Raw genomic sequence first — 19,653 nt, 5'->3', positions numbered from 1 at the left:
GCCAGCGCCGTACGTCAGGCCACCATCACGCGCCCGGTCGGCGTGCGGCCGGACGGGCGCTCACGGACGACGGACCACGCCTCCGCCAGCCGGCCGACCGCGGTGGTGAGCTCGTCGGCGGGGCGACCCCACGGGATGCGGAGGAAGCTGTCCAGGCCGCCCTCGACCGCGAAGACCGGGCCGGGGGCGACGATCGCGCCCCGCGCCTCGGCCTCGGCGGCGACCGCCGTGCCGAAGGACCCGGGCAGCCGGCACCAGAGCGCGAGCCCGCCGGTCGGGACGTGGAACGACCAGTCCGGAAGCTGGTCGCGCACGGCGGCGACCAGCGCGTCGCGGTGGCCCCGGAGCCGGTCGCGGTTGACGGGGAGGATCTCGCGGTCGGCGAGCAGCCGGACCAGCACCAGCTGCTCGAGCACCGGAGCACCGAGGTCGAGGCTCACCCGCGCCCGGGTCAGCCGGTCGCCCATGCCCTTCGGCGCCCGGATCCAGCCGAGCCGCAGCCCGCCCCAGTAGGCCTTGCTCGCGCTGCCGATCGTGATGGTGTCGGGCGCGTGGGCCGCGAACGGCCGTGGCATCTCCTGGCCCTCGAGAGGCAGCGCCTGGTGCGCCTCGTCGACGATCGCGGTGGTGTGCGTCCGGCGCAGGTGCCCGGCGTACTCCTCGCGCTGCGCCTCGGTCATCAGGTGACCGGTGGGGTTCTGGAAGTCGGGGATCAGGTACGCCATCCGCGGCGCGGTCTGGCGCAGCGCCGCCGCGGCCGCGGCCAGGTCCCAGCCGTCCGGGTCGACGGGGTACGCCGCGAGGCGGGCGCCACCGTGCCGCAGCGCGTCGGTCGCGTTCGGGTAGACCGGCGACTCCACGAGCACGCGCTCGCCGGGTCCGGTGAACGCCTGCGCGATGATCGACGCCGCGGCCAGCGCGCCGGGTGTCACCATGATCTGGTCGGGGTCGGTCGGCAGCCCGCGGTCGTCGTACGTCGCCGCGATCGCGCGCTGGAGCTCGGGCAGGCCGGCGGGGAAGTACCCGTGGCCACCGAGGTACGCCGGCAGGTCGGCGACCGCCGCGGCGTAGGCGGCCGCGATGCCGGGAGGCGCCGAGGGTGCGGCGCAGTTGAGGTCGATCGCGTCGGAGTCGCCGGCCCGGGGGAGCAGCGCCCGGTCGTGGGCCCGTGCGCGGCCGCCCGGCACCCGGGTGAACGTGCCGGCACCCTGCCGGGCGCGGGCGTACCCGGCGTCGCGGAGCTCGGCGTACGCCCGGGTCACGGTGGTCCGCGAGACCCCGAGCGCCTCCGTGAGCTCGCGCTCGCTGGGCAGCCGGGTGTCGAGCGTGATCCGTCCGTCGCCGATGAGCAGCACCAGCGCGTCGGCGAGCCCGGCGTACGCGGGGGAGCGGTCGAAGTCGCCGACCAGGGTGGCCACCCGGGCAGCGCTGATCGTGCGGGTCATGCAGGCCACTCTCGCACGATTGGCTATTCAGGAGAAGGCCAATCCCGCAGCAGAATAACGGGGTGAACCTCGTCGACCTCGGCCCGATCGCCCAGCTCCGCGCCGGCCGCCTGGCGCGCCGGCTGCCGCAGCTCTACGTCGGGCTCGTGGCGTACGGCGTCTCACTGGCGCTGATGTACCGCGGCGACCTGGGCCTCGCGCCCTGGGACGTCCTCCACTCCGGCCTGATCCAGCACCTGCCGATCACCATCGGCCAGGCCGTGGTCCTGATGAGCTTCGTGGTCCTGGTGCTCTGGATCCCGCTCCGCGAGACCCCGGGCCTCGGGACGATCTCCAACGCGCTGGTCGTCGGGTTCGCCGCCGACGCGACGCTCTCGCTGCTGGACAAGCCGGACCCGATCGTCCCGCGGGTCGCGCTGATGGTCGGCGGCATCCTGCTCTGCGGCCTGGCCAGCGCCCTCTACATCGGCGCCCAGCTCGGGCGCGGACCCCGCGACGGGCTGATGACGGGGCTGGCGCGGCGGACCGGCCGCTCGATCCGGCTGGTGCGCACCGGGCTCGAGGTCGCCGTGGTCATCGTCGGTGTCCTGCTCGGCGGCACCATCGGTCTCGGCACGGTGCTCTACGCGCTGGCGATCGGTCCGCTCACCCAGCTGTGGCTGCCGGCCTTCACGGTCGACCTGGGGGACGTCAGCGCTTGGTCGCGATCAGCGCCGACGCGTCCGGAGCCACCATCACCTCGACCGACGTGAACCGCTCGTCGGTGAGCCACTGCTCACGCAGGGAGTCGACGCGCCCGTAGCTGAGCGGCGGCCAGAGCTCGCATGGCGTGAAGTCGTCGAGCACGACGATGCCGCCCTCCTCGACGAGGTCTGCGACCGAGTCGACGCTCACCTCGGTGGGCTCGCCGGAGTCGAGGAAGAGCAGCGAGAACGGGCCCTTGTCGAGCAGCGTCGACCAGTCCGCGGACAGCACCTCGACCTGCGGGTCGTCCTCGAAGATCTCGGCAGCAGCGTCGGCGAGCTTCGCGTCCAGCTCCGCGGTCACGATCCGCGCGTCGCCGCGGACGCCCGAGCGCAGCCACGCCGTACCGACGCCGCAGCCGGTGCCGAACTCCGCCATCGTCCCGTCCCGGGTCGCGGCCAGGGTGGCCAGCAGGCGGCCGGTCTCGTTGCGGCAGAACGACGCGTACCCCGCCTTGCGGGACACGTCGAACGCACGCGCGACGACCTCGGGAAGCTCGGGAGGGGCGCTCATGGCCCCGAGTCTTCCATTTCGGACCTCGTGTCTCGCATGTCGAACACTCTGTGCGATCGCGTGGCCGGTGGCGGCCGGCTACCGTACGGTCAGAGCACCATGCGGAGCGTCTTCGTACTCATCGACTGCCGCGGCGGGGCCTGAGAGAGGCCACCTCGCCGCGGTGTTCGGCGTTGACGGTCTCTCCGCCCGACCTGGTTCGGGCACATCTGGATCGAAGATGTCTCCGCGGCGAACGAGCGCCCAGCAGCACGGCGCGACCCGCTTCCTGATGGTTCTCCCTCAGCTCGTGTGATCCACGAGCCGATCGCTCACTCGAGCGGATCATCTTCGTTCCAGGTGTACCGGGACCACGGACACCTGATGCAACGGAACGAACCCACACGAGAGAGAGCACTGCGATGTACGACATGTACCCCGACTGGGGTCCGGCCCAGCACCACCCCGAGAACCCCCGCAGCCACGAGAACGTCCAGGCCGCCCTGCAGGCCTCGCTCGACCTGCGGGACAACGGCGGCCAGCGCCCGGACGACAACTAGTCTCCGGCGCATGACTTCCTCGAACTCCAGCACCACGGGAGGCACCCTCCAGCTCGCCGTCATCCCCGGCGACGGGATCGGGCAGGAGGTGACCGCCGAGGCGCTCAAGGTCCTCGAGGTCGCGTCCCCCGACGGCGTGAAGTTCGAGCAGACCCGCTACGACCTGGGCGCCGAGCGCTACCTCGCCACCGGTGAGGTGCTGCCCGACTCCGTGCTCCGCGAGATCCGCGAGCACGACGCGATCCTCCTCGGCGCCGTCGGGGGCAGGCCCAACGACCCGAACCTGCCGCCCGGCATCCTCGAGCGCGGCCTGCTGCTCCGGCTGCGCTTCGAGCTCGACCACTACGTGAACCTCCGGCCGTCCCGGATCTTCCCGGGCGTCCCCGGACCACTCGCCAGCCCCGGCGAGGTCGACTTCGTGGTGGTCCGCGAGGGCACCGAGGGTCCCTACACCGGCAACGGCGGCGCGCTCCGCGTGGGGACGCCGCACGAGATCGCCACCGAGGTCTCGGTGAACACCGCCTTCGGTGTCGAGCGGGTCGTCCGCGACGCGTTCGCCCGCGCGCAGCGCCGGACGCGCAAGAAGCTCACGCTGGTCCACAAGACCAACGTGCTCGTGAACGCCGGCGCCGTGTGGTGGCGGCTGTTCCAGCAGGTCGCGGCGGAGTACCCCGACGTCACGACCGACTACATGCACATCGACGCGGCGATGATCCACATGACCACCGACCCCGCGCGCTTCGACGTGATCGTCACCGACAACCTCTTCGGCGACATCATCACCGACCTCGCCGCCGCCATTACCGGCGGCATCGGCCTGGCGGCCTCCGGCAACGTCAACCCCGACCGGACGGCCCCCTCCATGTTCGAGCCGGTGCACGGCTCGGCGCCCGACATCGCGGGCCAGCAGAAGGCCGACCCCACCGCCGCCATCCTGTCCGCGTCGTTGCTGCTCGACCACCTCGGGTACGCCGACGCCGCCGCGGCCATCGAGAGCGCCGTGATCGACGACCTCGCCGCCCGTCAGCCGGGCACCACCCGCCGTACTCCCGAGGTCGGCGACGCGATCGCGGGGCGTCTGGTCTGGCTGAGGCCGTCGGGATCCCCGGCTCGCCGGGTATGCCTGCACTTTTGGGCCGTTGCAATGCCCGTGAAGCGTCGGGATCCCCGGCTCGCCGGGTATGCCTGCACTTTTCGGCCGTTGCAATGCCCGTGAGGCGTCGGGATCCCCGGCTCACCGGGTATCCCGACGCATCCGACCCGTCTCCATTTCATCGGAAGGCCTACTAAGTTGTCCCCCATGGAGATCAGCACCACGTCGTCGAGCGCCCCCGTCTCCGACGAGCGCCTCGCCGAGATCCTCGCGAACCCGGGCTTCGGCCAGTTCTTCACCGACCACATGTTCACGGCCGAGTGGACCCCCGACGCCGGCTGGCACGCCGCGCGCATCGAGCCGTACGGCCCGCTCGCCCTCGACCCGGCGACCGCCGTCCTGCACTACGCGCAGGAGACGTTCGAGGGCATGAAGGCCTACCGCCACGACGACGGCTCGATCTGGTCGTTCCGGCCGGAGGAGAACGCCGCCCGGATGGTGCGCTCCAGCCACCGGCTCGCGTTCCCCGAGCTCCCGGTCGACGACTTCGTGCAGGCCGTCGACGCCCTGGTCGCGGCCGACCAGCGCTGGGTCCCTGACCCGGCGGGGGAGAAGAGCCTCTACGTCCGGCCGTTCATGATCGCGACCGAGGTGTTCCTCGGCGTCCGGCCGAGCCAGCACGTCACGTTCATGGTGATCGCCAGCCCCGCCGGCGCCTACTTCAAGGGCGGCGTCAAGCCCGTCACCCTGTGGCTCACCGAGGAGTACACCCGCGCCGGACGGGGTGGCATGGGTGCCGCGAAGACCGGCGGCAACTACGCGTCCTCGCTGGTCGCGCAGCAGGAGGCCACCGGCCACGGCTGCGACCAGGTGGTCTTCCTCGACGCCCAGCGCGGGCGGTACGTCGAGGAGCTCGGGGGCATGAACATGTACTTCGTCCACGACGACGGCACCATCGTCACCCCCGAGACCGGCACCATCCTGGAGGGCATCACCCGCTCCAGCATCATCGAGCTGGCCGGCAAGCTCGGCCACCAGGTGGAGGAGCGGCGGTTCTCGATCGACGAGTGGCGCGAGGGCGTGGCCAGCGGGCGGATCACCGAGATCTTCGCGTGCGGGACCGCCGCGGTCGTGACCCCGGTGGGCGAGCTGAAGTGGGACGGCGGGTCGGCCCCGGCGCCCGCGAGCACCGACCTGACGATGCGGATCCGCCAGGCGCTGGTCGACATCCAGTACGGCCGCGCCGAGGACCCGTTCGGCTGGATGCACCGCATCGTCTGAGTATCCGTACCGATTCCCCGCCGGGCGCCGCCCGGCAAGGCTTGCGGCATGCCGTACGCCGATCCGTTCGTGTGCCCCAGCTGCTCCTCCCGGCTGCCCGTCGATGCGTCCGCGTGCCCTGCGTGCGGGCTGCTCCTGCGGGTGCCCCTGGCCGTCGAGCTGCTGCAGGCCCTTCGCACCGCCGACCAGCTGCTCGCCCGGCTCCGGGTCGAGTCGGCGGGGGCGCCGGCACCCGTGCCGCTCCGGCCGCCCGTGCCGGTCACTCACCCGCCGCAGCGGCACCAGGTGTCCGCACTCTCGGTGCCGAAGATCCTCCTCGGGCTCGGCGCACTGTGCCTCCTGGTCGCCGCGGTCGCGTTCCTCGTGGCGGCCTGGTCGTGGCTCGGCGTCGGAGGCCGGACGGCGGTCCTCACCGGGCTGACCGTGGTCACCGGCGGCCTGGGTGCGTGGCTGGGCCGACGGGACCTGCGGATCGCGGGTGAGGCGCTCACCACCGTCGGCCTCGGGCTGCTCGTCCTCGACGTCGTGGGCGCCGACCACGCGGGCTGGTGGGGCGACCTCGCGGCGGAGGAGCTGCTCGCCGTGGTCGGCGGGACCGTCACGGTCGCCGCCCTGGCGCTCGCCGTCATCACGCGGCTGATCTCGCCCCAGGCCGGCGCCGTCCTCGGCCTGGGAGCGCTCGGCGCCGGACTGGTGGCGACGACCGACCACCCTGACCACCGTGGCGGTGGCCGTGATCCTCGGCCACGCGGTGCTGGCAGCCCTGGCACGGGCTCGTCGGCTCACCCCGCTGCTGGTCGCCGCGGCGGCCGGCGCGTCCTGCTGGTGGCTGGGGCTGCTCCTCGTCGGGCTGGCCGAGGCGGCCGACCTCGCCAGCCTGCGGATGCTCTGGCTCGACGGTCACGGCGCCTCGCTCCTCCTCGCCACGCTGCTCTCGCTGCTGCCGGTCGCCTTCTTGCGCGGGAACGTCGCGGCCGTCCGCGCGTGCGTCGCGGTGACCCTCACGCTGCTGACCGTGACCGTCGCACTGCCGGCGATCGACGAGGGCGCCACCGTCGTGGGGCTCGTGGCGCTCGCCGTGCTCGCGACCTGGGTCCTGGTCTCGCTGGTCCTGCCCGCTGCCTGGCGTCCGGTTGCGTGGCCGCCGATCGTCCTGGCCGGCGTGCCCCTCGGCCTGGTGACCACGGCTCTCGCCGTCCAGGCCCTCGGCAACGCGATCGACGTCGACGCGACCTTCACGGGCTCGGTGACCACGAGCCTGGGCGACCCCGACCCGGTCGCCGTGCCGGTGCTGCTCCTGCTCGGCGACGCGGGCCTGCTCGCCGCGGTCCTCGCGGTGCTCCCACGCCTCCCGAACCCCCAGCTGCCGGCCGGCGTGCTGGCCCTCGCGATGATCGGGACCCTCGCCCTCGGCCCGGTCCCGGTGTGGACGGTGGTCGCCGGGCTGGCCCTCCTGGGCGCCGCCCTGGTCGCGGACGCCCTCCGGCACGAGGGCACGTACGGCCTCGGCCAGTCGGTCGCCGGGGTCGCTGTGGGCGCGCTCGGCCTGCTCGTGGCCCTGCCGAGCGACGTGCTCACCGCGGTGGTGCTCGGCGTGCTGGTCCTGGTCGCGGCCACGTTGTGGCGCCTCGGCCGGGCCGACCAGCAGCTCGCCGGCGGTCTGTTGCTCCCGGCGACCGTGGCCGGGTTCGTGTGGGTGCTCGGCGAGGTCGCCGGCGTCGAGGAGAGCCACCTCGGCGTCCCTGTCCTGGTGATCCTGGGGGTGCTCGCGATCGCCCGGCCCCGCCCGGAGATCGAGGCGACCGCCGGGCCGGCCGCCACCGTGGCCGCGGCGTTCGCGGTCGGGTACGCCGACGACCCGAGCGTCGCGCTGGCACTGCACCTCACGGTCGCCGGCGTGCTGGTCTCGGTGAGCGCCCTGCTCCAGCCCGGGCGGCGCTCAATCGGCTGGCTGGGGGGCGCTCTCCTCGCGGTCGCCACCTGGGTGCGGCTGTGGGACGTCGGTGTCACGGCGCCGGAGCCGTACACGCTGCCGAGCGCCGTCGCGCTCCTCGTGGTCGGGGTGGTCCACCTCCGCCGGCACCCCGAGGCCTCCACCTGGGGAGCGCTCGGACCAGCCCTGCTGCTGGCGACCGTGCCGTCCCTGCTCTGGGTGCTCGAGGACCCGCTCAGCCTGCGGGCGGCGACGCTGGGGGCGGCCTGCCTCGTCCTGGTGCTCCTCGGCGCGCGGCTGCGCTGGAGCGCGCCGCTCGTCGTCGGGGCAGCCGTCGGCGCGACGGTCGTGCTGCGCGAGCTCGCGCCGTACCTCGCCGGGGTGCCGCAGTGGGCGCTGATCGGGTCGGCGGGGACGCTGCTCACCGTCGTCGGCGTGACGTGGGAACGCCGGTTGCGCGACCTCCGGGCGACGGGGAGCTACCTCGGGGCGCTTCGCTGACCTCGCCTCAGGAGGTGTGCCGGTGAATCCGACCGGCGCCGCGGGCAGGGGGTGCCGCCTACCTGATCGCGACCCGCCGCGCGGGTAGCCTCGGCGCGTGACGACGTCTCCGCCGGCCGAGGGGCCGTCCGCCAGCACGGTGGGCGGCTACACCCTGCTGGCCCGGCTCGGCGAGGGGGGCATGGGTGTCGTGCACCTGGCCCGGCGTGGCCCGGCGGGCCAGCGGGTGGCGCTCAAGGTGTTGCGCCCGCACATCGTCGGCGACCAGGAGGCGCGCCGGAGGCTCGAGCGTGAGGTCGGGTCCCTGCAGCGGATCCGGAGCCAGTGGGTGGCCGAGATCGTGGACGCCGACCCCTGGGCGGAGGTCCCGTACGTCGCCACCCGCTACGTGCCCGGCCTGTCGCTCCACGACCTGGTGGTCGAGGATGGGGCGATCGAGGGCGACGATCTTTACTGGCTGGCGGGCTGCCTCGCCGAGGGGGTGGCCTCGGTGCACTCCGTCGGCGTCCTGCACCGCGACGTGAAGCCCTCGAACGTGCTGATGGAGGGTCGGACGCCCATCCTCATCGACTTCGGCCTGGCCCGCGTCGCCGACGACCCGAAGCTGACCCACACCGGCTGGCTGCTCGGCACACCGGGCTACCTCGCGCCCGAGATCCTGTACGGCGAGGACGCGATCCCCGCCTCGGACGTGCACTCGTGGGCGGCGACGGTGGCGTACGCCGGCACCGGCCACCCGCCGTTCGGCCGCGGCCCCGCGATGGCGATCATGGACCGCGTCCGGCGCGGCCAGTTCGACCTCGACGGCCTGCCCCACGACCTGCGCCAGGTGGTCGCGGCCGCCCTCGACCCGGAGCCGCGGAACCGCCCCACGCTCGACCAGCTGCTCACCTGGTTGCGACCCCTGACCACCCGTCGCGGCGAGCGGCCGGCGGCCCCGCCGCCCAGCGCGCCGCCGCACGACCCGTACACCGTCCCGCTCGCACTCGCCGCCCAGGCGGCGGCCGACGACGAGACCGACGTCTGGCCGGGCCACGAGACCGCGGAGCCGCTCACGCTCGCACTGACGTCGTACCAGCCGCCGGTGGCGAAGGTCCCGGCCGCCGAGCGGTTCCGCCGGGGCGTGCTGCTGTCCGGGATCGCGCTGGTGTGCGGCGCCGGGTGCGCGGCGTACCCCTGGCTCACGACCGCGCTGATGCTGGTCCTGGCCTGGCTGCTGCGGAGCGGCTCGCTCGCCGCGTCGGCGCGGGACCAGCGCCGGGAGTACCGCGGCCGCAAGTGGTACGACGGTGTGCAGCTGCTGGTCGCCGCACCCTGGCACCTCGTGCAGTCCGTCCCGGGTGCGGTGCTGCTCGCCCTGTGGAGCCTCGGGCTGGCGGTCGCAGCGGCCCTGATCTGCTACGCGATCGCGACCGGCCTGGGCCTCGCGCTGTTCGTGTGCGGCGTCGTGCTCGCCGTCTCCCTGTGGCTCGGACCCGGTGGGTCCCGGGTGCGCGGACCGGTCGGGCGGGTCGTGAACCCGCTCGCCGCCGACGTCCGGCGGTGGACGGTCGCGCTGCTCGTGGTCCTCGCGGTCGCCGCGGTGCTGGGCTTCCGCGCGGACCTCGCCGGCGCGACGTGGACGCCCGCGAACGACCGCCCGCATGCCGAGATGCCGCGTCCGTGATCCGGTCGCCGTGGCACGATGGGCACGTGCAGCACCAGCAGATCATCATTTCCTAGCGCGCCGAGCTCCCGAGTGGAGCACCCGGCGCGCCGACCTCTCGTACCCCGAGAGGTTTTTTTGTGTCCGAAACCTGTACGAGAGAGAGCCCGATGGATCTCCACGGCGCGTTCCACGTCTACGACACCACCCTGCGCGACGGCGCGCAGCAGGAGGGCCTCAACCTCTCGGTCGCCGACAAGCTGTCCATCGCGCGCCAGCTCGACGGCCTCGGGGTCGGGTACATCGAGGGCGGCTGGCCGGGCGCGAACCCCAAGGACACCGAGTTCTTCCGCCGGGCCGCGGACGAGCTGGACCTGCGCCACGCGCGGCTCGCGGCGTTCGGCGCCACCCGGCGCGCGGGCGTCAAGGCCGCCGACGACCCGCTGGTCGCGGCGCTGCGCGACAGCGGAGCCGGCGTCGTCACGCTGGTCGCGAAGTCCCACGACCGGCACGTCGAGCTCGCCCTGCGCACCACCCTCGAGGAGAACCTCGAGATGATCCGCGACACCGTCAGCCACCTCCGCGCCGAGGGGCAGACCGTGTTCCTCGACGCCGAGCACTTCTTCGACGGGTACCGCGCGAACCGCGACTACGCGCTCGAGGTGCTGCGCACGGCGTACGATGCCGGCGCCGAGGTGGTCGCCCTCTGCGACACCAACGGCGGCATGCTGCCCGGCTGGGTGGCCGACGTGGTCCACGACGTCCGCGAGAGCGCGCAGGTGCGGGTCGGGATCCACTGCCACAACGACACCGGCTGTGCCGTGGCGAACACGCTCGCCGCCGTCGACGCCGGGGCGACGCACGTGCAGGGCACGATCAACGGGTACGGCGAGCGCACCGGCAACGCCGACCTCGTCTCGGTCGTGGCGAACCTCGAGCTCAAGCTGGGCCGCGAGGTGCTGCCCCAGGGGCTGCTCGGCGAGGCGACCCGGATCGCGCACGCGGTCGCGGAGGTCACCAACTTCCCGCCGGCGTCGCGGCAGCCGTACGTCGGGGCCTCGGCGTTCACCCACAAGGCCGGCCTGCACGCGAGCGCGATCAAGGTCGACCCCGACCTCTACCAGCACATGGACCCGGGCGGCGTCGGCAACGACATGCGGCTGCTCGTGTCCGACATGGCCGGCCGGGCCTCGATCGAGCTCAAGGGCCGCGAGCTCGGGTTCGACCTCTCGGGCGACCGGGAGCTCGTCACCCGGATCACCGACCGGGTCAAGGTGCTCGAGAGCCGGGGCTACACGTTCGAGGCGGCCGACGCGTCGTTCGAGCTGCTCCTCGTCGAGGAGGTCGAGGGCGCGCGCCCGGCGTACTTCGAGGTCGAGTCCTGGCGGGTGATCACCGAGACCCGCCCGGGCGAGGACGCGCTGTCCGAGGCGACGGTGAAGCTGAGGGCCGCCGACGTGCGGCACGTCGTGACGGGTGAGGGCAACGGCCCGGTCAACGCGCTGGACCAGGCGCTGCGGCACGCGATCGAGCGGGCGTACCCGGAGGTCGCGAAGTTCGAGCTCATCGACTACAAGGTGCGCATCCTCGACCAGGGCCACGGCACGGACGCGATCACCCGGGTGCTGATCGAGACCAGCGACGGCGAGTCGTCCTGGGTGACCGTCGGCGTCGGCGCCAACGTCATCGAGGCGTCGTGGGGAGCGCTCGTCGACGGCATGACCTTCGGCCTGCGCCGCCAGGAGGCGGCTACGGGCGGCGCGTGATCCTGCGGGCCAGGTCCACCCAGCCGTGGTAGACCCGGTCCACCGGGAACCCGTCGAGGCTCACCTGCTCGAGGATCGGCAGCTCGAGGGGCGCCAGCAGCGCCACGGCCAGGAGCGGCACGTCCCCGTCCACCTGGAGCTGGCTCAGCAGGTACCGCACGTGCGTCGCCGTGAACGAGTACGCGCCCGAGGCCCGCGCGCCCGACCGCCCGGCCTCGCGGATCAGCTCGGCGTGCAGGAGCGTGGTCTCGAGGCGGGTGCGGCCGAAGGCGAGCAGCCGGTCCCACGGGTCGGCGCCCGGGCCGAGCGGCGGCTCGCCGGACATCACCTGCGCCTGCCACTCGCTCTCGGAGTGGTCGAGGATCGCGGCCATCAGGCCCTCACGGGACTCGAAGCGGCGGAAGACCGTCCCCTTCCCGACCCCGGCGGCCGCGGCGACCGCGTCCATGGTGGTCGCGGCCGCGCCGCACCGCTCGACCAGCTCCTTCGCGGCGTCCAGCAGCCGCTCCCGGTTGCGCGCCGCGTCGCGGCGCTCCGCCGGGGGAGCGCCGAGGAGGGGCAGCAGCTGGGGCTCCCGGGACGGCTCGGACATGTCGGCGTTCACCCTAGTGAGAGCCGTGATGCAGCGCTCGCGAAATCGCCGGGTCGCGGCGGGAATGAAACCGGACCGTGGTCCGTTTTGGGACCATGACCGAAACCACCATCGCCGTCCTGGTCGGCAGCCTCCGGACGGACTCCGTCAACCGCAAGCTGGCCGAGCTCCTCGCCGAGCAGGCGCCCGAGGGCGTCACCGTCGACATCGTCGACGGCCTGGGCCAGATCCCGTTCTACAACGAGGACATCGACAACCCGAGCGACGTGCCCGCCCTCCGCGGCCGCCCTGCGTGAGCGGGTCGGCAGCGCCGACCGCGTCCTCGCGGTCACGCCCGAGTACAACGGCACCATGCCGGCGGTGCTCAACAACGCGATCGACTGGCTGTCCCGTCCGTACGGCGCGGGCGCCATCGTCGGCAAGCCGTTCGGCGTGGTGGGCGCGACCCCGACGCCGTTCGGCGGCAAGTGGGCGCACGAGGACACCGCCCGATCGGCGCGCATCGCCGGCGCGACCGTCGTCGAGGACGTCACCGTCTCGCAGTCGGCCATCGAGGTCGACGTGCTGACCGACCCCGACGTGATCGGCCGGCTCACCCGCGCGGTGCAGACCCTGGTCGAGTACGACCCCGCGACCGCCGCGGCCTGACCCCGGGTCCGGCTACGGTCGGGTCGTGGCCGAACTCCATGACCTGACCGCGCTGGAGCAGGGCGCGCTCGTGCGCCGCGGCGAGGTGTCGCCGCGCGAGCTCGTCGACCACTACCTCGAACGCGCCGACCGGCTCGACTCGGTCGGCGCGTTCGTCACGCTCACGCCCGACCTGGCCCGGGCGCGGGCGGACGCACTCGGCTCGCCCGACGGGTCACCGCTGTTCGGCGTGCCGACCGCGATCAAGGACCTCAACCTCACCGCGGGCGTGCGCACGACCTTCGGGTCGGCGGCGTTCGCCGACTTCGTGCCCGACGTGTCGGACGGCGTCACGCTGGCGCTCGAGGCGGCCGGGACGGTCAGCCTCGGCAAGACCAACACCCCGGAGTTCGGCTCGCCCTGCTACACCGAGCCGGACGTCGCGCCGCCGGCCGTCACGCCGTGGGACCGGACGCGCACGGCCGGCGGCTCCTCCGGCGGGGCCGCCGCGGCCGTCGCGGCGGGGCTGGTGCCGCTCGCCCAGGGCTCCGACGGCGGCGGCTCCATCCGGATCCCGGCCTCCTGCTGCGGACTCGTCGGCCTCAAACCCACGCGCGGGCGGATCAGCGGTCGCCCGACGTACGGCGACCCCGTGGGCCTGGCGACGGCCGGGACGATCGCCCGGACCGTGCGCGACGCGGCGGCGATGCTCGACGCACTCGCCGGTCGCGGGGTGGGGGACCCTGCCTGGGCGCCGCCTCCCTCCGAGAGCTTCCTGGCGGCCTGCGACCGGGAGCCGGGCCGGCTCCGGGTGGCGCGCTTCGGCACCCCCGTCATCACCGAGACGACGGTCGACCCCGCGTGCGTGCGGGCCTGGGAGGACGCGTCCCGGCTGCTGGAGTCGCTCGGCCACGAGGTGGTCGACGTCGAGGTGCCGCTGCCGCGGGAGGCGGTCGCCACCTTCGAGACCTGCTGGGCGGTGCTGACCGCGCTGGCCGTCGTACCGCCCGAGCGGGAGCACCTGCTGCGACCGCTGACCCGGTGGCTGTCCGCGCGCGGCCGCGCGGTGAGCGGCCCGGACTTCGGGCTCGCCATCGGCGCGCTGCGACGGTACGCCGCGGGCGCGCTCGAGGCGCTCGCGCCGTACGACGCCGTCCTCACCCCGACGCTCGCGAGCCCGCCGCTGCCGGTGGGTGCGATGCGCGACGACGATGATCCGGAGGCGGACTTCGAGGCGCAGAAGGCGTTCACCCCGTGGACGTCGGCGTGGAACGTCACCGGCATGCCGGCGGTCTCGCTGCCGCTGCACTGGACCGGCGACGGCCTGCCGGTCGGCGTGATGCTCGCGGCCCGGCCGGCCGAGGAGGAGCTGCTGCTCTCGCTCTCGGCCCAGGTCGAGGCCGCCGCGCCGTGGGCGGACCGCCGGCCGCCCGGCTGGTGACGGTCAGAGCGGTCGCAGCGCGCAGGTGTGGCGTCGCTTGATCTCCGGCGGCTCCCGGAAGTAGGACCGCAGCCCGGCCCGCCGGCCCTCCGGGAGCGTCTCCCAGTCGGCCCACTCCACGGCGTACCCGAGCGTTTCGGCCATCAGCTCCATGGCCGACCGGCTCGGGATGCCGGCCGGTGCCCGCACCTGGTCGGGGACGTGGGCGATGGAGTTGAGCCGGTTGTCGGTCTTCTCCCGGATCAGCCGGACGATCGGGTCCGGGCTGAGGGCGAACTCGCTGTCGACGATGACCAGCCGGGGCTCGAGCCGGGCGATCAGCTTGAGCAGGCCGTAGTGGTCCATCACGTGGTAGAAGAGCCCGAGCAGCGCCACCACGTCGAAGCGGCGTCCCTCCGCGACCAGCCGTGGCAGCTCTTCGTACACGTCGCCCTGGATGAAGCCGATCCGGTCCTTGACCGGGCCGTCCGGGTAGGCCGCGAACCCGGCGATGGACTCGGCGCGCGCCTCGATCCCGACGACCTCCCGGGCGCCGGCCGCGCTCAGCGCGTACGACCAGCGGCCGTCGTGCGAGGCCAGGTCGAGGACCGAGCTGCCCTCCAGCTCGGCGGCGTACGGCTTGACCAGGTAGCGGTGGCGCGTGTTGAGCCGCTTGACGCTGCCGGGGGTGGAGGCGTAGCGCTCGGCGTCGCGCAGGAAGTCGAAGAAGGGCACCGCGCCAACCTACGCGAGCCGCGGCCTAGGGTGGCGTCATGAGCAGGCCGGTGCTGGTGGTCGTCGCCGCGGGTCCCGGCGTGAGCGGGTCGGTGGCTCGACGCTTCGCGCGCGAGGGGTACGACGTGGGCCTGCTGGGTCGCGAGGAGGAGCCGCTCCGGGCGCTGGCGGCGGAGCTCGAGGAGCTCGGCGCCGAGGTCGGCCACGCCGTCGTCGACATCACCGACGCCGATGCGACGACCGCGGCGATCCGGCGGATGGGGGAGCACACGGGTCGGATCGACGTGCTGCACTTCAACCCGAGCGCGTTCCGCGAGAAGGACCCGCTCGAGCTCACCGTGCCCGAGCTGCTCGAGGACGTGACGCTCGGCGTCGGCGCGCTGCTCACGTCGGTGCAGGCCGCCCGCCCGTTCATGTCGGCCGGCGGCCGGGTCACCGCGACCGGGAGCATGGCGGCCGACAAGCCGTGGCACCGGGCCGCGTCCCTCGGCGTGCAGAAGGCCGGCCTCCGCAACCTCGTCCGGAGCCTGGACGCGACGCTCGTGGACGACGGGATCCGTGCGGTCTCCGTGACGGTGCGCGGCACGCTCGGCCAGGACGACCGCTTCACACCCGACCTGGTCGCCGACGCGATCTGGGACGCGGCCCGTCAGGATGAGGACGGCTGGCGGACCGAGGTGCCCTACTCGGGCTGAAGGAAGCCGAGCACGACCTCGGTGAACGCGGCGGGTTCCTTCGCGTGCACCAGGTGACCGGCCTCGATCGTCGTCATCGACGCCGACGGGACGCGGCGTACCAGCTCCTCGACCCGCTCCGGCGGCACCGGACTCGCGGTCCCGCCCCACACGACCAGCGTGTCGGCGGTGATCCGGGCGAGCCCGTCGAGCCAGGCCGGGTCGGGGTCGTCGAGCTCGGGACGTACGCCGACCACTACGTCCCAGTCGAACGCCAGCGCGCCGTCCGGCCGCACCGGGGCTGCCACCTCACGGGGAAGCGGCGCCGGGACGTCCTCGAGCACCAGCCGGCGAACCCGCGACGGCGCCTGCTGGGCCACGAGGTGTGCGACGAACCCGCCGAGCGAGTGCCCGACCAGGTCGACGGCCGGCAGGTCCAGCGCGTCGAGCAGCGCGAGCACGTCGTCGCGCATCAGCTCCAGTGAGTACGCACCCGGCCAGTCGGACCCGCCGTGGCCGCGCAGGTCGACGGCGTGCACGGTGAAGCGCTCCTCGAACGCAGGCAGCACCACGTCCCAGTCCGCTGACGTCTCGCCGAGTGCGTGCAGGAGGACGAGCGGCGGTCCGGAGCCGGAGACGCGGACGTCCAGCTCGATCCCGTTCGCGGCGACTCGCACGCGGCTACGGTAGCCGGGTGGCCACGGTCGAGGACGTGCACGCGCTCGCGCTGGCGATGCCCCACGTCACCGTCGTCCGCGGCGAGCGGGCACAGAATCCCGTCTACCAGGTCGGCGGGAAGTCGTTCGTGTTCTTCCGGACGCCCCGTCCGGACGCGTTCGATCCCGAGACCGGGGAGCGGTATGACGACGTGATCGTGCTCTGGTGCCCGCCGGAGGAGAAGGAGGCGCTGGTCCAGGACGAGTCGAGCCCGTTCTTCACCACGCCGCACTTCGACGGCCACCCGTCGGTGCTCGTCCGCGCGAGCCGGCTCGACGAGATCAGCCGCGAGGAGCTCGCCGAGATCATCCAGGACGCCTGGCTGTCACGAGCCTCGAAGACGCGTGGCCGGCTCTGGCTTCAGGAGAACCAGGCCGGCGCCTGAGCCAGGAACTGGTCGCGGTCGAGCGCGCCGACGCCGACCGGGATCGTCGCGAGCACGGGCAGACCCGTGTGGTGGGGGAGGTCCTCGGCGTTGCACCGCTCCGCCAGCCCGGGCTCGGCCGGCCACGCACCGATGACGAGGCCGGCCGGCTCCAGGCCCCGGGCGCGTACGGCGGCGACGGTCAGCTCGGCGTGGTTGAGGGTGCCGAGCTGCGGGCCCACGACGACCACCAGGTCGAGCGGGACGGACTTCGCGAGCTCGGCCGCGAGGTCGAGCAGCGTCCCGCCGTCGGCGTCGAGGCGGACCAGCAGGCCGCCCGCGCCCTCGACGACGACGGTGTCATGGAGCTCGGCGAGCGCCCGGATCCGGTCGGCGTACTCCGCGACCGGTGGGATCGCGACGCCCTGCCGGCGGGCAGCGGTGTCCGGGGCGAGCGGGTCGTCCAGCGTCGTGTACTCCTGCACGGCGCACCCGGTCAGCCGGTGCACCTCCTCGGCGTCCGAGTCGCCGTCGACGACGCCGGTCTGCACGGGCTTCACGACCACGACCGAGCCGCGGTCGGCATACCGCTGGGCGAGGGCCGCGGTGGCGACCGTCTTGCCGACGCCGGTGGACGTACCGGTGACGACCACGACGCGTCCGGTCACGCGCGGAACTCCTTCACGACGGCGACCAGCACCTCGGTGGCCCGCGCCCACTGCTCGTCCGACGGCCCGGCCGAGGCCGTGATCCGCAGGCGGGAGACGCCGTCCGGCACCGACGGCGGCCGGAAGCAGCCGACCCGCACGCCCTGCTCGAGCGCGGCGGCCTGCGCCGCCAGCGCCCCCCGCGGCGAGGGCATCGGCACCGAGAGCACGGCTCCGGTCGGTGGCTCGACGCCGAGGGCCGCGGCGAGGTCGGCGACCCGGTGCCGTACCCGGCTCGAGAGCTCCGGCGTCGCGGTCAGGACCCGCAGCGCGGCGAGCGCGGCGCCGGCCGCGGCCGGCGCCAGCCCGGTGTCGAAGATGAACGGGCGGGCCCGGTTGACCAGGTGGTCGAGCAGAGCCGGCGGGCCGAGCACGGCGCCCCCCTGGCTGCCCAGCGACTTGGAGAGGGTCGCGGTCACCACGACGTGCGGCGCTCCGGCCAGCCCGGCGGCGGCGACCAGGCCTGGGCCGTGCACGCCGAGGCCGTGCGCCTCGTCGACGACCAGGAGGGCGCCGTACGTCGCGCACACCTCGGCCAGCTCGGCCAGCGGCGCTGCGTCGCTGAGCACCGAGTAGACCGACTCCGCGAGCACCAGCGCCCGCTCGCCCGGCGCGGCGGCGAGTGCGGCCTCCACGGCGGCGACGTCGTTGTGCGGGTTGACCACCAGGCGCGCCCGCGAGAGCCGGACCGCGTCGACCAGCGAGGCGTGGATGTGGGCATCGGAGACGACCAGCGCTGAACGGTCGGCGAGCGCGGTGACGACCGACAGGTTCGCGTGGTAGCCGGTCGAGAGCACCAGCGCGGCGGGCTGTCCGGTGTACGCCGCCAGCTCGCGCTCGAGGGTCGCGTGGATCTGGAGCGTGCCGCTCACCAGGCGCGACGCGCCCGCACCGGCGCCGTACGTGCGCGCGGCCGCTTCTGCCCCGGCGATCACCTCGGGGTGGCGGGCGAGGCCCAGGTAGTCGTTGCCGGCGAGGTCGAGGACCGGGTCGTCGGCGGGTCGTACGACGAGCCGCCGGGTCAGCCCGGCCTCCTCGCGGGCGGCCGCCTGGGCCGCGAGCCACTCGTGCCAGCTCACGCGACCACCGCCGCTGCCTCGACGGCGGCACAGATGCGCGCCACGTCGTCGTCGGTCGAGACGTACGGCGGCATCGTGTAGACGAGGTCGCGGAACGGCCGCAGCCAGACGCCGTGCTCGATCGCCGCCCCGGTCGCCTTCACCACGTCGACCGGGTGGTCGAGCTGCACGACGCCGACGGCGCCGATGGTGCGGACGTCGGCGACACCGGCCTGTCGCCCGACCGGCTCCAGGCCGGCCGCGAGCCCCGCGCCGACCCGGGCGACCTGGGACCGCCAGTCGTTCTCGACCAGCAGGTCGAGCGAGGCGAGGGCGACGGCGCAGGCGAGGGGATTGCCCATGTACGTCGGCCCGTGCATGAGGACACCGCTCTCGGACCGCGAGAGCCCCTCGGCCACCCGCGTCGTGCACAACGCCGCGGCGAGGGTCAGGTAGCCGCCGGTCAGCGCCTTGCCGACGCACATCACGTCGGGGGAGACGCCGGCCGCGTCGGCGGCGAACAGCGTCCCGGTGCGGCCGAAGCCGGTGGCGATCTCGTCGAACACGAGCACCAGGTCGTGCCGGTCGGCGACCGCGCGCATCACGCGCAGGCACTCGGCCGGGTAGGTCCACATGCCGCCCGCACCCTGGAGGAGCGGCTCGACGATGATCCCCGCGAGCTCACTGGCGTGCTGCCCGGCGAGCGCCTCGAAGGCGCTCGCCCAGGCCGGGACGCCGGCCTCGTCCGCCGGCGGCTGTGGCGCGAACACCTGCTGGGGGAGCACACCCGCGAACATCGAGTGCATGCCTCCCACCGGGTCGCACACGCTCATGCAGCCGAACGTGTCGCCGTGGTAGCCGCCGCGGACCGTCAGCATCCGGGTGCGCTCGGGCCGCCCGGCGCCCCGCTGGTACTGCAGCACCATCTTCAGCGCCACCTCGACGCTGACCGATCCCGAGTCCGCGAGGAACACGTGCTCGAGCCCGTCGGGGGCGAGCTCGACGAGCCGCTCGGCGAGCCGGACGGCAGGTCCGTGGGTGAGCCCGCCGAACATCACGTGCGCGAACTCGCCGACCTGGGCGCGCAGTGCCGCGTCCAGTCGCGGGTGCCGGTACCCGTGGATCGCGGCCCACCACGAGGACATGCCGTCCACCAGCTCGGTGCCGTCGTCGAGGGTCAGCCGGGTCCCGGACGCGGCGGTCACCCGGCGCACCGGCGTCGGGTCGGTCATCGACGTGTACGGGTGCCAGACGTGGGCCCGGTCGAAGGAGAGGAGGTCGTCGTGCGTGGAGAGCATG

The 19,653-nt window shown here is 74.0% G+C and carries 20 protein-coding genes; 12 read left to right on the top strand and 8 right to left on the bottom strand.

The window, feature by feature from the left end:
• Window positions 1–14: 14 nt before the first annotated feature.
• Window positions 15–1,445, bottom strand: coding sequence for a MocR-like transcription factor YczR (gene yczR / locus ACVW2K_RS19710; protein ID WP_457203667.1), 1,431 nt, complete (start codon window positions 1,443–1,445; stop codon window positions 15–17).
• Window positions 1,446–1,507: 62 nt separating this feature from the next.
• On the opposite strand from yczR, the gene yczE reads away from it, so the two are divergent.
• On the top strand, window positions 1,508–2,197 hold the full coding sequence (gene yczE / locus ACVW2K_RS19705) for a membrane protein YczE (protein ID WP_457203666.1): 690 nt from the start codon (window positions 1,508–1,510) through the stop codon (window positions 2,195–2,197).
• Here yczE and ACVW2K_RS19700 read toward each other — a convergent pair.
• Window positions 2,136–2,702 carry an O-methyltransferase gene (locus tag ACVW2K_RS19700; RefSeq protein ID WP_028636203.1) on the bottom strand — a complete coding sequence of 189 codons (567 nt, stop codon included), beginning with the start codon at window positions 2,700–2,702 and terminating at the stop codon, window positions 2,136–2,138. The genes yczE and ACVW2K_RS19700 overlap by 62 nt on opposite strands.
• A 410-nt stretch (window positions 2,703–3,112) precedes the next feature.
• Here ACVW2K_RS19700 and ACVW2K_RS19695 point away from each other — a divergent pair, with 410 nt between their 5' ends.
• The 6 genes from ACVW2K_RS19695 to cimA all read left to right on the top strand — a co-directional run bounded on the left by ACVW2K_RS19695 (window position 3,113) and on the right by cimA (window position 11,460).
• On the top strand, window positions 3,113–3,241 hold the full coding sequence (locus tag ACVW2K_RS19695; protein WP_457203665.1) for a hypothetical protein: 129 nt from the start codon (window positions 3,113–3,115) through the stop codon (window positions 3,239–3,241).
• A 10-nt stretch (window positions 3,242–3,251) separates the two neighbouring features.
• Window positions 3,252–4,457, top strand: a complete 1,206-nt coding sequence (locus tag ACVW2K_RS19690; protein ID WP_457203664.1) for a 3-isopropylmalate dehydrogenase — start codon at window positions 3,252–3,254, stop codon at window positions 4,455–4,457.
• 84 nt (window positions 4,458–4,541) lie between these two features.
• Window positions 4,542–5,615, top strand: coding sequence for a branched-chain amino acid aminotransferase (locus ACVW2K_RS19685; RefSeq protein WP_457203663.1), 1,074 nt, complete (start codon window positions 4,542–4,544; stop codon window positions 5,613–5,615).
• A gap of 721 nt (window positions 5,616–6,336) precedes the next feature.
• Complete coding sequence (locus tag ACVW2K_RS19680; protein WP_457203662.1) at window positions 6,337–8,049, top strand: SCO7613 C-terminal domain-containing membrane protein; 1,713 nt, start codon at window positions 6,337–6,339, stop codon at window positions 8,047–8,049.
• 97 nt (window positions 8,050–8,146) lie between these two features.
• Window positions 8,147–9,715: a serine/threonine-protein kinase gene (locus tag ACVW2K_RS19675; protein WP_457203661.1), complete on the top strand. Its 1,569-nt coding sequence runs from the start codon at window positions 8,147–8,149 to the stop codon at window positions 9,713–9,715.
• A gap of 149 nt (window positions 9,716–9,864) precedes the next feature.
• Entirely contained in the window at window positions 9,865–11,460 is a 1,596-nt protein-coding gene (cimA, locus tag ACVW2K_RS19670; RefSeq protein ID WP_457203660.1) for a citramalate synthase, read from the top strand.
• Here the strand turns inward: cimA and ACVW2K_RS19665 are convergent.
• Window positions 11,444–12,052 carry a TetR/AcrR family transcriptional regulator gene (locus tag ACVW2K_RS19665; RefSeq protein ID WP_028636197.1) on the bottom strand — a complete coding sequence of 203 codons (609 nt, stop codon included), beginning with the start codon at window positions 12,050–12,052 and terminating at the stop codon, window positions 11,444–11,446. The two genes, cimA and ACVW2K_RS19665, sit on opposite strands and share 17 nt — an antisense overlap.
• A 95-nt stretch (window positions 12,053–12,147) precedes the next feature.
• Here ACVW2K_RS19665 and ACVW2K_RS19660 point away from each other — a divergent pair, with 95 nt between their 5' ends.
• Genes ACVW2K_RS19660 through ACVW2K_RS19650 form a run of 3 tightly spaced genes read left to right on the top strand, consistent with a single transcriptional unit; the run spans window position 12,148 to window position 14,120 of the window.
• A complete protein-coding gene (locus ACVW2K_RS19660) occupies window positions 12,148–12,348 on the top strand; it encodes an NADPH-dependent FMN reductase (RefSeq protein WP_457203659.1) in 201 nt (66 codons plus the stop codon).
• Window positions 12,349–12,403: 55 nt separating this feature from the next.
• On the top strand, window positions 12,404–12,700 hold the full coding sequence (locus ACVW2K_RS19655) for an NAD(P)H-dependent oxidoreductase (protein WP_457203658.1): 297 nt from the start codon (window positions 12,404–12,406) through the stop codon (window positions 12,698–12,700).
• 25 nt (window positions 12,701–12,725) lie between these two features.
• Complete coding sequence (locus ACVW2K_RS19650) at window positions 12,726–14,120, top strand: amidase (RefSeq protein WP_457203657.1); 1,395 nt, start codon at window positions 12,726–12,728, stop codon at window positions 14,118–14,120.
• A 3-nt stretch (window positions 14,121–14,123) separates the two neighbouring features.
• Here ACVW2K_RS19650 and ACVW2K_RS19645 read toward each other — a convergent pair whose 3' ends face one another.
• The gene (locus ACVW2K_RS19645) at window positions 14,124–14,834 is read right to left on the bottom strand and encodes a class I SAM-dependent methyltransferase (protein WP_457203656.1); all 711 of its coding nucleotides are present in this window, start codon (window positions 14,832–14,834) and stop codon (window positions 14,124–14,126) included.
• A 38-nt stretch (window positions 14,835–14,872) separates the two neighbouring features.
• Between ACVW2K_RS19645 and ACVW2K_RS19640 the strand changes: the two genes are divergently transcribed.
• Window positions 14,873–15,529, top strand: a complete 657-nt coding sequence (locus ACVW2K_RS19640; RefSeq protein ID WP_028636193.1) for an SDR family oxidoreductase — start codon at window positions 14,873–14,875, stop codon at window positions 15,527–15,529.
• Here ACVW2K_RS19640 and ACVW2K_RS19635 read toward each other — a convergent pair.
• Window positions 15,517–16,185, bottom strand: a complete 669-nt coding sequence (locus ACVW2K_RS19635) for an alpha/beta fold hydrolase (protein WP_457203655.1) — start codon at window positions 16,183–16,185, stop codon at window positions 15,517–15,519. The two genes, ACVW2K_RS19640 and ACVW2K_RS19635, sit on opposite strands and share 13 nt — an antisense overlap.
• A gap of 17 nt (window positions 16,186–16,202) precedes the next feature.
• On the opposite strand from ACVW2K_RS19635, the gene ACVW2K_RS19630 reads away from it, so the two are divergent.
• Window positions 16,203–16,610, top strand: coding sequence for an MmcQ/YjbR family DNA-binding protein (locus ACVW2K_RS19630; protein WP_457203654.1), 408 nt, complete (start codon window positions 16,203–16,205; stop codon window positions 16,608–16,610).
• Here ACVW2K_RS19630 and bioD read toward each other — a convergent pair.
• From bioD to ACVW2K_RS19615, 3 genes are read right to left on the bottom strand one after another with little or no spacing between them, the layout of a single operon-like run.
• Window positions 16,586–17,257 carry a dethiobiotin synthase gene (bioD, locus tag ACVW2K_RS19625; RefSeq protein ID WP_457203653.1) on the bottom strand — a complete coding sequence of 224 codons (672 nt, stop codon included), beginning with the start codon at window positions 17,255–17,257 and terminating at the stop codon, window positions 16,586–16,588. The genes ACVW2K_RS19630 and bioD overlap by 25 nt on opposite strands.
• Window positions 17,254–18,375, bottom strand: a complete 1,122-nt coding sequence (locus ACVW2K_RS19620) for an 8-amino-7-oxononanoate synthase (RefSeq protein WP_457203652.1) — start codon at window positions 18,373–18,375, stop codon at window positions 17,254–17,256. Before ACVW2K_RS19620 ends, bioD begins: the two co-directional genes overlap by 4 nt.
• Window positions 18,372–19,652 carry an adenosylmethionine--8-amino-7-oxononanoate transaminase gene (locus ACVW2K_RS19615; protein ID WP_457203651.1) on the bottom strand — a complete coding sequence of 427 codons (1,281 nt, stop codon included), beginning with the start codon at window positions 19,650–19,652 and terminating at the stop codon, window positions 18,372–18,374. Before ACVW2K_RS19615 ends, ACVW2K_RS19620 begins: the two co-directional genes overlap by 4 nt.
• Window position 19,653: the final 1 nt, after the last annotated feature.

The organism is Nocardioides sp. HB32 (assembly GCF_054058995.1).
This window is presented reverse-complemented; position numbering and strand designations above follow the sequence as displayed.